The sequence below is a fragment of the uncultured Fretibacterium sp. genome, from assembly GCF_963544685.1.
Taxonomy (GTDB): Bacteria; Synergistota; Synergistia; order Synergistales; family Aminobacteriaceae; genus CAJPSE01.
Genome location: NZ_CAUUGJ010000067.1, coordinates 1 through 13,148, shown reverse-complemented (window position 1 = coordinate 13,148; position 13,148 = coordinate 1). Strand labels below are relative to the sequence as shown.

Here is a 13,148-nt window from a genome sequence, read left to right as displayed (position 1 = left end):
TCGCCGTACAGGTCAGCTGACTCAGGCCCTCTCCCTGAGCGCCTCCGCTGTAGACAAGGACATCCCTAACCTTGTGCCCCATGCCGTTTTTCATGGGGTTGGAGTCCTTGAGAATCCAGCTTGTCGCAACATTCCTTGCCTGCAGAACAGTTACGGTGGCCCCCCAGGCCTTATCGCCTCCTGCAGGAAGGAGCAGAACACAGGCAAAAGCCACGATCCGCAAACTTCTCAGAATCTTCCTCATCACTCCATCCCCCTTCTTCTTTCTTCTTCAGTTATTCATTCAAAAATCGACCCGAGATCGAAACTTAAGTATTGTACTAAATATCTCGTCAAAGACTTTTCTGGGTTTGACAAAAGCACCGAGACGGCTTGCAGGGGAAGAAGCGCCCTTCTTCCATCTCCGAACGGACCGTGCGTAGTCTTCACGAAGGCCGGAACGGCGCAGAATCTCCACGATGCGGGCCGAAAGCTCCCGGTGCGCCTGGCACTGACGCACCCAGGCCAGGCTCATGCACCGATACGCCTCCTCCGGTGCGAAGGACCGAAGGAGCGTCCCGGTCTCGACGAGAAACAGCAGGTGCGTCGGGCTGCTCAAGACCTCCCCCTCCATGGACCGCATCTTCCGCTCCTTCTCCCAAACGTACTGCGGCCAAACATCCCCCGAAGCCCCTTCGGGGATCTCCCAGTAGTCCGCGACGAGTCGGATAATCTCCTTGGAGCTGTTCGCCATCCGTTTATCGTGTTCCGTCAATGTCAAAGTAGAATCAAGGGAATACCAGCTCAAGTAGTATGCTCGAATGGGCCAAATGCGCCTCATCTCCCTCAGTTCCTGTAAAGCCTTCCCCTTCCCGTCGTAGTACCCCTTCGCATCCGCCTCACCCAGCCGATACAGGGGATCCCGCTCCGGGCTTTCCTCTCCTTGTTCCATCTCCACCCCAAGCTCCACCATGAGGCGGCACTCCTCCATGCGGCGCAGGTACTCCAGGCGCAGTGCGTCGAGCTGACGCGCGCGGGAGAAATGGTCGAAGAAGTCGGGCAAATGAGCGCATACCCAGGCCTTCGCCTCCCGGTCGGGGTTCGCCGTCTTATCTCCTGCTTCTTTCCCGTAATAAAGGGAGAGAAGCCCCGTGGGGGTGAAAAGCGTGTCGAAACGTCTGTCCTCGAAGTAATCCCGGACGGCGACGTCCAAGGAACCACCCTGCCGACGGAGGCCGTCGAGGACGTAGGCAGGAATGTCCCGGGACACTCCCTCGAACAGGACGACCCGCGTCTCGTCCGTCTCCTCCGCCTCGTCCTCCACGTAGGGGTTGAAGACCGGCGGCATCTCTCCGTCGTTCCAGCCCGTCCCGCTCGTCGCCTCCCCGCCCCCGGCACGGCGGTCGAAGGGGAAATGCCAGAACGCCAACAACAGACACACGGCCAAAACATAACGAGCTCGCCGCATCATCGATACACCTCCTGTGAAATAAAAGACCTCACGACCCCAGGGCCGCTTTCGCGCCGTCTCCACAGCCCAGAGTCTCATCGAGGCTATGGAGGCTGCCATTTCCGCAAAAAACAAAACAGAAAATGTGTCTCGAAAAACTCCCAGACAAATCCATCCCTATAATGCAACGTTTATCAATAAGTCCTGAAGCGCAATTTTTCTGGTTTCCCGTTTTCCGCTGTGCCGAAACCTGTTTCAGGGCAATGTCCCTCCACCGCTAGGTCGTGCCGTCCGCAAAGACGATCGCTCAGTGCGGTATGCTCTTTCGGAAAATGAGGAACGAAAAAAATGAGGGCGAACCTGCGAAAACTCGCAAGTCCGCCCCGGCTCACCCCTGGAGGCGCTCTTTCAGGGGAAATGGTCACTCCGGTTTAGAGCAGAGCGACACGAGGGTAACTTTTTCTTTGGCTATTGACAGGGTCGAAGCCCGCTTCTCCGCGAGGCCGTCCGGGACCGCGGAACACCGCATTTTTCCCGCAGCCCGCGGCTAAGCGATCTCCGACTGGAGGTAGGCGGCCAGCAGGCGGATCGACGCGTCGACCGCGTCGCGGTGCGTCCGCTCGTAATGGTGCGTCGCCTCCGTCCCGGGGCCGAAACAGACCGCCCGCACGTCCCTGCCGCTCCTCACCGCGACCGAGGCATCCGAGGCATAGTTGATGTAGGCGTCGATCCGGTAGGGGATCCCCTCGTCGTCCGCCAGGCGCTTCAGCTGGAGCACCGCCTCACGGTCGTAGGGCAGAACGCCGTCGCGAGACAGGATCGTCACGGCGTGCTCGCTCGACGCGCACCCCTCCGCCACCACCCCGACGTCCACGGCCGCGGCCTCGACGGTCTTCGGGGGCATCACGGGAGTGCCGTGCCCGATCTCCTCGTAGTTGCTGATGTAGAAGTGCGTCGTGTGAGCGGGGGAAAGTCCCTGCTCCCGCATCGCCTTGACGGCCCCCAGCAGGATGGCGACCCCGACCTTGTCGTCCAGGAATCGGGACTTCAGATATCCCGTCTCGGTCAGCTCGCTCCTGGGGTCGAAAAAGACCAGATCCCCGCAGTGGATCCCCAACGCCTCCGTCGCCTCCCTGGAGTCCGTCCGGATATCCAGGCGGAGCTCCACGTTGTCCAGGTCGTGTGCCTCGTTGCGTACGGCCTCGGCAAAGGCATGGCGCGCCGCATGGTCCGGGAGCACGGTCCCCCGGTACTCCCGCCCCTCCAGGGTGCGGACGAAGCAGTTCTCCCCCGCGAAGCTGCGCCAGTCGAAGCCCCCCAGAGGAAAGAGCCTCAGCCTGCCGTTCCGCCTGATCCGGCGCACCGTGGCGCCCAGGGTGTCCACGTGGGCGGAGACCACCCGATGACGCTCGTCGTCCGAACCCCTCCAGACGGCGATGAGCGCCCCCTTGTTCGTCTCCTCGAAGGGAAGGCCCAGGGCCTCGAACTCGTGCGACACCCGCTGAATCGCCTCGACGCAGTCCCCCGCGACGGACGGTATCGCCAGCAGCTCCAGAGTCAGGCTCACCGCGTAATCCAGAATACGATCCATGTTGTACGACAATCTGCCAGCCCCTTCACCTTGGGAGTTTTTCCGTTCGGAACTTTTTCATGCCGAAAGTTTACCAGAAGAGCGGCCGCCTGTCCGCAAAAAAAAAAGGACGGCCCACAAGGGCCGCCCCAAATCAAGGAAGCGCCGATCAAGACAGCGTTTTTCTCGGCTATTCCGGCTTCCGGAGCCACCACTCGATCAAAGACCCCGTGGCGACGAAGATGGAGCTGTAGGTTCCCGCGACGATGCCCACGAGCATGGCGTAGCTGAAGGCGGCCAGCACGGGCCCTCCCCAGACGCACAGGGCCGCGACGGGGAAGAGCGTCGTCAGCGTCGTGTTGATGGTCCGGGAGAGCGTCTGGTTCACGGACCGGTTGACCAGCTCCACGATGCCGACCTTCGGGAGGTCCCGCCAGTTCTCGCGTATGCGGTCCAGGATGATGATCGTGTTGTTCAGCGAGTAGCCCACGATCGTCAGGAGCGCCGCGATGAACGAGGAGGCGATCTCCATCTGGGTCAGGCTGAAGAAGCCCAGGGCGATCACCACGTCGTGCACCAGCGGGACGACGCTCACCACCGCGAAGCGGAACTGGAAGCGCACGGTGATGTAGATCAGGATGGCGACGAGGGCGATGGAGATGCCCACGACCGCCTGGTTGCGCAGCTCCCGCCCCACGACGGGGCCGACCTTCTCGAAGCCGATGACCTTCATGTCCGCGTACTTCTCCTGCAGGACCTTGACAACCTGCTCGCGGCTCCCCTCCGTATCCTCGTTGGTGCGGATGATGATGCCCGCCTCGCCGAAGTTCTGGATCATCGCCCCCTTGGCCACGACGGCGGAGACGACCTCGCGGACCTCCGCCACGTCGGGCCGGTTCCCGAACTCCACCTGAATGACGTTGCCGCCCGTGAAGTCGATGCCCAGGTTCAGGCCCCTGAAAAGCAGGAGCCCCAGGCTGAGGACGACCAGGACGAGGCTCAGAAGAAGCGCCGGCCTGCGGTACCTCATCAAATTGAAATTCATCGCGTCCACCTCCTAGCTGCGCCTCAGGGCGTTCTGTTTCCGGCTCATGAATATCTGAAGGAGCGCACGGGTCACGACGACGTTGGAGAACACGCTGGCCACGAGGCCGATGGAGAGCGTGACGCCGAAGCCGCGCACCGATCCGGAGCCGAAATAGAAGAGGACGACGGCCGCGATCAGCGTCGTGATGTTCGAGTCGAGGATCGTCACGAGCGCCTTGCGGAAGCCCGAGTCCAGCGCCGCGAGGGAGGTCTTTCCGGCGCGCAGCTCCTCGCGGATGCGCTCGTAGATCAGCACGTTGCCGTCCACGGCCATGCCGATCGTCAGGATGATGCCCGCGATGCCGGGCAGGGTGAGCGTCGCGTTGAAGGCGATAAGCCCCGCGAAGACCAGGAGCATCGTCACGACCAGGGCGACGTCCGCGGCCAGCCCCCGGAACTGATAGTAGATCAGCATGAAGACGAGCACCATGCCCGCCCCGAAGAGGCCGGCCTGGAGCCCCTGACGGACGGAGTCCGCGCCGAGGCTGGGGCCGACCGAACGGTTCTCGGCGATCTCGACCGCCACGGGCAGCGCGCCGGCCTTGAGCATGATGGCCAAACGCGAGGCCTCGTCCGGAGAGAAGCGCCCCGTGATCTGCGCGTTGCCGCCCGAGATGCGGTCTTGAACGACGGGCGCGGAAATCACCACGCCGTCCAGCACGATGGCGATCTGTTTCCCCACCAGGCGGCCCGTGGCCTCCTCGAAGAGCCTGGCCCCCTCGGAGTTGAAGGAAAGGGAGACCCCCATGCGGCCCAGGCTGTCGGGGTTCACCGCGGCATCCTTGAGCTCCTTGCCGGAAAGCAGCACCTTGCCCAGCAGGTAGTAGCGTCCTCCCTCCGTCCCCTCGCGCTCGTCCTCGCTGGGGGCGACGATCGCCCCCTCCATTCCGGCGGCCCGGGCCGAGAAGTCCGCGCTGGCATTGTTCCCGAGCGCCGCGGCCGACCTCCAGCGCTCCTGGGCACGGGCAAACTGCTCGTCGCTGTCGTAATTCTTCCTCTCGGGCGAGGGCGGAGGCGGGGCGCTGACGTCCAGCACCTCACGAAAGTCCAGCTGCGCGGTCTTTCCGATCAGCTCCAGAGCGGCGTTCGGGTCCTGAATGCCCGGCAGGTCGATGATGATCCTGTCCTGGCCGCTCTTCTGAATGATCGGTTCCGCAACGCCGTACTGGTCCACCCGGTTGCGCAGCACGGCCAGCAGGCGGTCGATGCTGTCCTTCTCCACGGGGGCCTCCGGGGTATCCTTGGCCTGAAGGACGATATGGGCTCCGCCCTTCAGGTCGAGCCCCATATTGAGCCTCCCCACCACGGGCCACGCGTAGGCCAGCGCGGCCAAGACAACGATCACCACGACCCAAAGCCGCAGACGATCTCTACGAATCATGCTTATCCCCCTGAATCCAGATTGTCGCATCGCCCGCACCAGAGGCGATGCCGCAGAACGGGCACGAGGCCGCAGCACCGCAGCGGCCCCGCTGCCCGAATTTTTACCTCTTTTGCCTAAAGATGCTTTGCATAGTCACTCCCGATAAAATAGGCAGTCTCGTTCCCGTCGGCGCTTCCCTAGTCCTTCTTTTCCTCCGAGGCAGGCGTCGACGGAGTGACGACCTTCTTGGTCTGGACGGCGGATTTGAGGATGCGCACCCGCACGCCCTCCGCCAGCTCAATCAGGAACGTATCGTCGCGGACCTCCCGCACCGTGCCGAAGAACCCGCCGATCGTCACGATCTGGTCCCCGCGCCCGATGCTCGAGATCAGCCCCTCGTGCTGCTTCTGGCGCTTGCGCTGGGGACGAATGATGAAGAAGTAAAAGATGAGGACGAATACCGCCAGGGGAAAGAGCATCCCCATCATGCTCTGAGCCCCTCCCGCTGCGCCGCCCTCGCCGCCCGCCGTTCCTCCGCCGGTGGCACCGCAGGGAGAAACCGCCGTCGTCGTCGTAGCCTGATCCGCCAATGAGATCTCCTCCTTAAAGACTTGAACTGAAAGACAAAACCGCTCCAGTCACAAAACTGCCCCTCGGCGGAAATACGAGCACCCGACGAGAGGCACGACTCGCAAAAGAGAAACGCGACTTTTGATTATATCAGACGCCCTGCCGCAGGCCGCCCGGATACGCACGGGGGCGGCTGCGGGATGGGAACGATCTACGCCTTCCAGGCCACGAACTCGATCTCGACCTGCGCGTCCTTCGGCAGTGCCTTGACGGCGACGAAGGAGCGGGCCGGGGGATTCTCGCCGAAATACCTCGAGTAGACCTCATTCACCGCGGCAAAGTTCGCCATATCCGTCGCGAAGACCGTGGTCTTCACCACGTCCTGCAGGGAATAGCCCGCGCCCTCCAGGACCCCCTTCACGTTCTCCAGGACGCACACGGCCTGATCCTGCACGGAGCCCGAGACCATCTTTCCGGTCTTCGGGTCCAGGGGAATCTGTCCCGAGGCGAAGAGGAACTGCCCGGCCTGGACCGCCTGGCTGTAGGGGCCGATGGCCGCCGGGGCCTTGTCGGTGCTGACGATTTTTTTCATAAAATCACCCTCCAAAATATAAAATTAAGAAACATCATCGGGCGGCGGTGCGGCCGCACACGCGCTCCCTCATGTCCAACGGGCCGGACGCGACGCCTCCCGCAACGCCCTTTCGGCTATTTTCTGGAGAAGTGGCTCAGCCCCGCGTAACGGGCGTTCTCCCCCAGCTCCTCCTCGATCCTCAGCAGCTGATTGTACTTGGCCACGCGGTCGGTGCGGGCGATGCTGCCCGTCTTGATCTGGCCGGCCTTCGAGGCCACGGCCAGGTCGGCGATGAAGGTGTCGGCCGTCTCGCCCGAGCGGTGCGAGATCACCGACGCGTAGCCCGACGACGACGCCATGCGGATGACCTCCAGGGTCTCGGACACGGTCCCGATCTGGTTCAGCTTCACCAGGACGGCGTTGGCGATCCCCCTCTCGATCCCCCGCCCGAGGATCTCCGGGTTCGTGACGAACAGGTCGTCGCCGACCAGCTGAACCTTGCCGCCCAGCGACCGGGTCAGCGCCGACCAGCCCTCCCAGTCGTCCTCGGCCATGCCGTCCTCGATGGAGAGGACGGGGTACTCCCGGACCAGGCCCTCGTAATATCCGATGAGCTCCTCCGCGGAGAAGGTCCTGCCCTCGCCCTCGAAGACGTACTTACCGTCCTTGAAGAACTCGGACGAGGCCACGTCCAGCGCGAAGCCGATGTCCTTCCCCGGCTGGTACCCCGCCTTGGACACAGCCTCCATCAGCAGGTCCAGGGCCTCACGGTTGCTCCTGAGGTTCGGGGCGAAGCCGCCCTCGTCCCCGACCCCCGTCGAGTAGCCGCGCGACTTGACGCAGTCCTTGAGGGCATGATAGGTCTCCGCCCCCATGCGCAGCGCCTCGGAGAAGGACGGCGCGCTGTGGGGGACGATCATGAACTCCTGGATGTCGACGTTGTTGTCCGCGTGGGCCCCGCCGTTGATAACGTTCATCATGGGGGTGGGAAGGATATAGGCGCCGACCCCGCCCAGATAGGCCCAAAGGGGGAGCCCGTGGCTCTGGGCCGCGGCCCGGGCATTGGCCATGGAGACCCCCAGAACGGCGTTGGCCCCGAGGTTCGACTTGCCCGGCGTCCCGTCCAGCTCCAGCATGGCCCGGTCCAGGCCGCCCTGGTCGTCGGCGTCCATGCCGATGAGCTCCGAGGCCATCTTGTCGTTTACGTTCTCGACGGCCTTCAGGACCCCCTTACCGCAGTAGCGCTTCTCCTTGTCCCGAAGCTCGAGGGCCTCGTGCACCCCCGTCGAGGCCCCCGAGGGGACGGCGGCCCTGCCGAAGCTGCCGTCCTCGAGAAAGACGTCGACCTCCACCGTGGGGTTGCCCCTGGAGTCCAATATCTCCCTGCCATGAATCCCGACTATCGTAGCCATGCGCCCAGACTCCCTTCCTTTATCCTGAAAAATCCCCGATGCCCGAAACGCCGCCCCTTCCCCATTTCCGGCGCAGCTTCAGGCCCGTCGTCTCAGGTACATTATAGAACAAAACAGAGCAACCCCCGGGCGGCGCTAACCGTCCTCCCAGGGGTTCCGGTCCGGGGCCACGGCGCGCTCCCCGATCGTCTCCCAGGCGACCGTCCCCGGGCGCTTCAGCAGCGCCTCGTCGGCACAGAGGACCCGGACCTTCAGCACCCGGTTCATGTAGGCCACCTCCAGCACGGCCCCCTCCCGGACCTCGGCGGAGGACTTGCAGGCCCGCCCGTCCAGACGCACGGCGCCCAGCTCGATCATCTCCTGAGCCGCGCTGCGGCGCTTGACCAGACGGGCCATCTTCAAAAATTTGTCGATCCTCATCCCGCCCTCACTCCGCCCCGCGGATCGCCTCGGAGACGATCCGCTTCGCCTCCTCCTGGATCCGGCTCAGGTGCGCCTCGCCCTGGAAGCTCTCGGCGTAGATCTTGTAGAGGTCCTCCGTCCCCGAGGGACGCGCGGCAAACCAGCCGTTCCTCGTCACGACCTTGAGCCCCCCGATCGGGGCCCCGTTGCCCGGGGCTGCGGTCAGCCGCGAGACGATCGGGTCGCCCGCCAGCGTGTCGGCCTCGACCTTATCGGGGGACAGCTTCGAGAGCGCGGCCTTCTGGGCCGGCGTCGCAGGCGCGTCGATGCGCGCATAGCAGGACGCGCCGTATCGCGCGGAGATCTCCGCATAATGGCGCGCGGGGTCCTTGCCCGTCACGGCCAGGATCTCCGCCGCCAACAGGTCCATGATGATCCCGTCCTTGTCGGTCGTCCAGACCGAGCCGTCGCGGCACAGGAACGACGCCCCGGCGCTCTCCTCGCCGCCGAAGCCCATGGAGCCGTCCAGCAGCCCATCCACGAACCACTTGAACCCGACCGGCACCTCGCAGAGCCTGCGCCCCAGGCCCTCCGCGACGCGGTCGATGACGGAGCTCGAGACCACCGTCTTGCCCACGGCGGCGTCCGCCCGCCACCCCCCGCGGGTGGAGAAGAGGTGCTGCACGGCGACGGCCAGGTAGGCGTTGGGGTTCATCAGCCCTTCCGGGGTCACGATGCCGTGGCGGTCGTAGTCGGTGTCGTTGCCGAACGCCACGTCGAACCGGTCCTTCATCTCCACCAGGTTCGCCATCGCCCAGGGGGACGAGCAGTCCATGCGGATCTTTCCGTCGTGGTCCGGGGGCATGAAGGAGAACGTCGGGTCGATTCTGGGGTTGACGACCTCCAGACGCTTCAGGCCGTAGACCTCGGCGATGGGCCCCCAATAGCCTATCCCCGATCCCCCCAGAGGATCGACGCCGATGTGCAGGTCCGCGCCCGCGATCGCCCTCATGTCGAGGACGTCCGCCAGGGCCAGGACGTAGGGCATCACGTAGTCATGGAACTTCGTGGTGTCACACTTCAGGGCCCGCTCGAAGGGAACGCGCCGGATCCCCTCGACGCCGGAGCGGATCAACTCGTTGGCGCGCCGCTGGATCTTCGACGTGATCTCGGGCGAGGCGGGGCCGCCGCTCGGCGGATCGTACTTGATGCCGCCGTCCTCGGGAGGGTTGTGCGACGGGGTGATCACCAGGCCGTCGGCCTCGCCTCCGGAAGCGCGCCCGCGGTTGTGGACGAGTATCGCACGGGAGACGACGGGGGTCGGGGTCGGAGCGAGACCGGTCTGCAGGACGACCGTAACGTCGTTTGCCGCCAGCACCTCCACGCAGGTCCGCAGCGCGGGCTCCGAGAGGGCATGCGTATCCGCGCCGATGTAGAGGGGCCCGCTCACCCCCGCCTCCGCGCGGTGCTCCGCGACGGCCTGCGCCACGGCCAGGATGTGCGCCTCGTTGAAGCTCTTCCGGGACGAGGACCCACGATGCCCGGACGTCCCGAAGGCGACGAGCTGAGCCTTGTCGTCGGGGTCCGGGGCAAGGGTGTAGTAATCGCTGATCAGCCCGGGGATATTGACCGTCTTACGCAGCGGTCCGGATACGGCTTCCGATACGGCGCCCATGGAAACGACCTCCCTCGTTGACAAATTTTTTTATTCGGTGAACTTCCCTGATTCCGTGGACTTCCCTAGTGACGAACTCCCTCGGGGGACCGGTCCCCATCCGACTCGTCCGCGGTCCGGCCCCAGAAAGTGACCCCACGGCGGCTTCCCTCGTAAAAATCGAGGACCGCCCGAACCTCGGGGATGCAGGCATCCCGATCCGCCAACGCCTCCCTCAGGGACTCGGAGAAGAGGCGGTCCCGACGGTAAAGCTTCCGGTAGAGGGCACGGAGGGCCCGGCGCACCTCGGAGGAAAAACCGGCCCGCCTCAGCCCGACGACGTTGAGCCCCGCCAGCCTCAGGGGCTCGCCCGAGGCCAACGTGTAGGGGGGCACGTCCTTCGTCACTCGGTAGAGCCCGCCGATCATGCAGTGGCTCCCGACACGGACGAACTGATGGACGCCCGACATGCCGCCGAAGACGGTGTGGTCCCCCACCGTGACGAACCCGGAGAGCCCGACCTTGTTGGCCAGCGTCACATGGTCGCCCAGCCGGACGTTGTGGGCCAGGTGCACGCCGTCCATGATGAAACAGCCGTTCCCGACGACGGTCTCGCACCCCTCCCCCGTCGCCCTGTTGATCGTCACGTTCTCGCGGATGACGTTGTCGTCCCCGATGCGCACCCAGGACTCCTCGCCCCTGTATCCGTGGTCCTGAGGGTCGCCGCCCACCGCCGTGTACTCGTGGATGCGGCAGTTCCTGCCGATCGTCACGCCGCCGTGCACGCTCACGAACGCCTCGAGAACCGTGCACTCCCCGATCGAGACACGGGAGGCGATGTGGCACCACGGGCCGACCCGGACGCCGTCCCCCAGTTCGGCCCCCCGCTCGACGACCGCGGAGGGATGGACGGTCACGCTCATTTTTCCGCCTCCTCTTTCCCGGCCCCCTTCGTCCTCTCGAGCGTCGAGGCCACCATGAAGATGAACTCCCCCTCCGCCACGACCTCGTCCTCGACGAATCCCGTCACCCTGGCCTTTCCGATCGTGCCCCTCAGGCGCGTGAGCTCGGCCCTGGTGACGAGCCTGTCCCCGGGACGAACCGGCCTGCGGAAGCGCGCGTTGTCGACCCCGGCCAGGAAGGCGATCTTGTCCTTCTGCCCCTCGCCCAGCCTGACCGCCACCATGACGGAGGCGACCTGTCCCATGGACTCCAGGATCAGCACGCCGGGCATGACGGGCTCTCCGGGGAAATGCCCCTGGAAAAAGGGCTCGTTGATGGTGACGTTCTTGTAGCCCACCACGTGGCTGTCGCTGTACTCCGTGATGCGGTCCACCATCAGGAAAGGATAGCGGTGCCGCAGGATCTTCATGATCTCCATAATGTCCATGGACGTCCCTCCGAAAGAAGCGAAAAAGATTTGGGGCACGACCCGATCGAGGTCATGCCGGTTGAAGTCGTGCCGATTGGGGTCATGACCCCCGATGTCCGCCCGACAGGGCGCGCAGGCGCTCCGCCAGACGCAGGTGCAGCTCGTGCCCCGCCCGGACCGCGACAACGTGGGCGCACAGCGGACGGCCGACGGCGGCCAGATCCCCGATCAGGTCCAGCGCCTTGTGACGCACGAACTCGTCGGGCCACCGCAGCCCCCCCGAGGCCCGTATCCCGCCCGATCCGACGAGGACGGCGTTATCCAGCGACCCGCCCAGCGCCATGCCCCGGGCCCTGAGGGCCTCGAGCTCCGCCTCCATCGCGAAGGTCCGGGCCCGGGCGACCTGCTCCAGATAGGCCCCCGGCTCGAGGACCAGGTCCAGCATCTGCGTCCCGATCAGGGGGGACTCGTAGCGCACGACGCAGGTGACGCAGAACCTGGAGGACGGGAAGGCCGCGACGAACCGGGACTCGTCCCCGACGCGGAGCGGCGCGGCTAGGGCGAAGGGCTCCGGCCCCGCCCCGCAGGGCTCCGAATGCTCCATAACGCACTCCGCCATCCGCTGCGCGCACCCGTCCAGGGCGGGCATCTCGGGTCCCTCCACCGTCATCCGGACGCCCCAGGCCCCCAGGCCGACCAGGGCCGACAACACGTGTTCGCAGGTCCTGACGCGATGTCCGTCCGGGAACACGTAGTCCGACCCCCGCCCCGTCCCGACGAGCCCCAGCCGGCTCAGCGGCATCTCCGCGCCCTCGTGCCGCAAAAGCGGCCCTCCGTCGCAGGGCTCGACGGTCAGGACGCAGTCCCGGCCGGAATGCAGCCCGACCCCGCGCAGCGAAAAGCCCTCCGTCAGGCAGCGAAAGGAAAAAGGCCCGGAGCTCCTCTCAACGGCCATCGTCTTCCTCCCCGCGGTTTCCGACGCCCCCGTTCTTCAGGGCCCGCTCCAGCCGGCGCAGCCGTTTAAAGAGCTCCGGAAGCTCCGCGGCCAGCATCTGGGCGCGTTTGGCCAAACCGTGAGGCCGGGCCGGGAAGCCGGACATCACGGCCCCGGCGGGGATGTCGTTCGTCACGCCGCTGCGCGCGGCCAGGACGGCCCCCTTGCCGATCCTCACGTGGTCGGTCACCCCGGCCTGGACGGAGAGCGTCACCCCATCCTCGAGGACGGAGCTCCCGGCGATCCCGGACATGGAACAGACGATGCAGAAACGGCCGATGCGCACATTGTGCCCGATCTGAACGTGATTGTCTATCTTGGTCCCGTCCCCGACCACCGTGTCCCCGATCGTGCCCCGGTCCACCGTGGTGCAGGCCCCGATCTCGACGTCGTCGCCAATCACGACCCCCCCGATCTGAGGAATCTTCACCGGCCCCTCGGGGGAGGGCAGGAAGCCGAACCCGTCGCAGCCCAGCACGCACCCGGAGTGCAGGATGCAGTTCCTGCCGACGCGCGTCCTGTCCAAGAGGACGGCGCGGGGCTCGACGAGGGTTCCGTCGCCCACCCGGCAGTCCGACCCGATACAGGCCCCGGAGCCGATCCGACATCCCGAGCCGATGATCGAGCCGGACCCCACCACGGCGAGGGGCCCTACCCAGGCCCCGGCGTCCACTACGGCGTCCTCCGCAACGACCGCGGCGGGATGGATCCCCCGCAGCTCG

General features: G+C 65.4%; 14 protein-coding genes. All 14 read right to left on the bottom strand.

All coding sequences use genetic code 11. The features are described from left to right. The coding region (locus tag ABLA28_RS07430) for a hypothetical protein (protein WP_347713126.1) at positions 1-244 on the bottom strand (244 nt) is incomplete at its 3' end. A gap of 39 nt (positions 245-283) precedes the next feature. Further along, a complete protein-coding gene (locus ABLA28_RS07425; RefSeq protein ID WP_347713125.1) occupies positions 284-1,450 on the bottom strand; it encodes a hypothetical protein in 1,167 nt (388 codons plus the stop codon). Positions 1,451-1,976: 526 nt separating this feature from the next. Continuing rightward, positions 1,977-3,032 (bottom strand): M42 family metallopeptidase, encoded by a 1,056-nt coding sequence (locus ABLA28_RS07420; protein WP_347713124.1) that lies wholly within the window; start codon positions 3,030-3,032, stop codon positions 1,977-1,979. Positions 3,033-3,189: 157 nt separating this feature from the next. Further along, the gene (gene secF / locus ABLA28_RS07415) at positions 3,190-4,044 is read right to left on the bottom strand and encodes a protein translocase subunit SecF (protein ID WP_347713123.1); all 855 of its coding nucleotides are present in this window, start codon (positions 4,042-4,044) and stop codon (positions 3,190-3,192) included. Between the two features lie 12 nt (positions 4,045-4,056). Beyond that, complete coding sequence (secD, locus tag ABLA28_RS07410) at positions 4,057-5,466, bottom strand: protein translocase subunit SecD (RefSeq protein ID WP_314718592.1); 1,410 nt, start codon at positions 5,464-5,466, stop codon at positions 4,057-4,059. A gap of 179 nt (positions 5,467-5,645) precedes the next feature. Next, positions 5,646-6,038 carry a preprotein translocase subunit YajC gene (gene yajC, locus ABLA28_RS07405; RefSeq protein WP_347713122.1) on the bottom strand — a complete coding sequence of 131 codons (393 nt, stop codon included), beginning with the start codon at positions 6,036-6,038 and terminating at the stop codon, positions 5,646-5,648. A 191-nt stretch (positions 6,039-6,229) separates the two neighbouring features. Next, positions 6,230-6,610 (bottom strand): RidA family protein, encoded by a 381-nt coding sequence (locus ABLA28_RS07400; RefSeq protein WP_299302875.1) that lies wholly within the window; start codon positions 6,608-6,610, stop codon positions 6,230-6,232. A gap of 116 nt (positions 6,611-6,726) precedes the next feature. Next, positions 6,727-8,004: a phosphopyruvate hydratase gene (gene eno, locus ABLA28_RS07395; RefSeq protein WP_299298954.1), complete on the bottom strand. Its 1,278-nt coding sequence runs from the start codon at positions 8,002-8,004 to the stop codon at positions 6,727-6,729. Between the two features lie 135 nt (positions 8,005-8,139). Further along, the gene (locus ABLA28_RS07390) at positions 8,140-8,424 is read right to left on the bottom strand and encodes a S4 domain-containing protein (RefSeq protein ID WP_299298952.1); all 285 of its coding nucleotides are present in this window, start codon (positions 8,422-8,424) and stop codon (positions 8,140-8,142) included. 7 nt (positions 8,425-8,431) lie between these two features. Beyond that, positions 8,432-10,081: a phosphoglucomutase (alpha-D-glucose-1,6-bisphosphate-dependent) gene (pgm, locus tag ABLA28_RS07385; protein WP_347713121.1), complete on the bottom strand. Its 1,650-nt coding sequence runs from the start codon at positions 10,079-10,081 to the stop codon at positions 8,432-8,434. Between the two features lie 65 nt (positions 10,082-10,146). Beyond that, positions 10,147-10,983: an acyl-ACP--UDP-N-acetylglucosamine O-acyltransferase gene (gene lpxA, locus ABLA28_RS07380; protein ID WP_347713120.1), complete on the bottom strand. Its 837-nt coding sequence runs from the start codon at positions 10,981-10,983 to the stop codon at positions 10,147-10,149. Continuing rightward, positions 10,980-11,450, bottom strand: a complete 471-nt coding sequence (gene fabZ / locus ABLA28_RS07375) for a 3-hydroxyacyl-ACP dehydratase FabZ (protein ID WP_299298948.1) — start codon at positions 11,448-11,450, stop codon at positions 10,980-10,982. The genes lpxA and fabZ overlap by 4 nt, the downstream gene beginning before the upstream one ends. Before the next feature lie 82 nt (positions 11,451-11,532). Continuing rightward, entirely contained in the window at positions 11,533-12,387 is an 855-nt protein-coding gene (locus ABLA28_RS07370) for a UDP-3-O-acyl-N-acetylglucosamine deacetylase (RefSeq protein WP_347713119.1), read from the bottom strand. Continuing rightward, positions 12,377-13,148 (bottom strand): UDP-3-O-(3-hydroxymyristoyl)glucosamine N-acyltransferase (lpxD, locus tag ABLA28_RS07365; RefSeq protein ID WP_347713118.1); only part of this gene is annotated, 772 nt, incomplete at its 5' end. The genes ABLA28_RS07370 and lpxD, both read right to left, overlap by 11 nt.

Bases quoted from the DNA above. Each gene is read 5' to 3' on its own strand.
- ABLA28_RS07425 (WP_347713125.1), bottom strand. From the start codon at position 1,450: ATGATGCGGCGAGCTCGTTATGTTTTGGCCGTGTGTCTGTTGTTGGCG.
- secF (WP_347713123.1), bottom strand. From the start codon at position 4,044: ATGAATTTCAATTTGATGAGGTACCGCAGGCCGGCGCTTCTTCTGAGC.
- secD (WP_314718592.1), bottom strand. From the start codon at position 5,466: ATGATTCGTAGAGATCGTCTGCGGCTTTGGGTCGTGGTGATCGTTGTC.
- ABLA28_RS07400 (WP_299302875.1), bottom strand. From the start codon at position 6,610: ATGAAAAAAATCGTCAGCACCGACAAGGCCCCGGCGGCCATCGGCCCC.
- eno (WP_299298954.1), bottom strand. From the start codon at position 8,004: ATGGCTACGATAGTCGGGATTCATGGCAGGGAGATATTGGACTCCAGG.
- ABLA28_RS07390 (WP_299298952.1), bottom strand. From the start codon at position 8,424: ATGAGGATCGACAAATTTTTGAAGATGGCCCGTCTGGTCAAGCGCCGC.
- pgm (WP_347713121.1), bottom strand. From the start codon at position 10,081: ATGGGCGCCGTATCGGAAGCCGTATCCGGACCGCTGCGTAAGACGGTC.
- lpxA (WP_347713120.1), bottom strand. From the start codon at position 10,983: ATGAGCGTGACCGTCCATCCCTCCGCGGTCGTCGAGCGGGGGGCCGAA.
- fabZ (WP_299298948.1), bottom strand. From the start codon at position 11,450: ATGGACATTATGGAGATCATGAAGATCCTGCGGCACCGCTATCCTTTC.
- ABLA28_RS07370 (WP_347713119.1), bottom strand. From the start codon at position 12,387: ATGGCCGTTGAGAGGAGCTCCGGGCCTTTTTCCTTTCGCTGCCTGACG.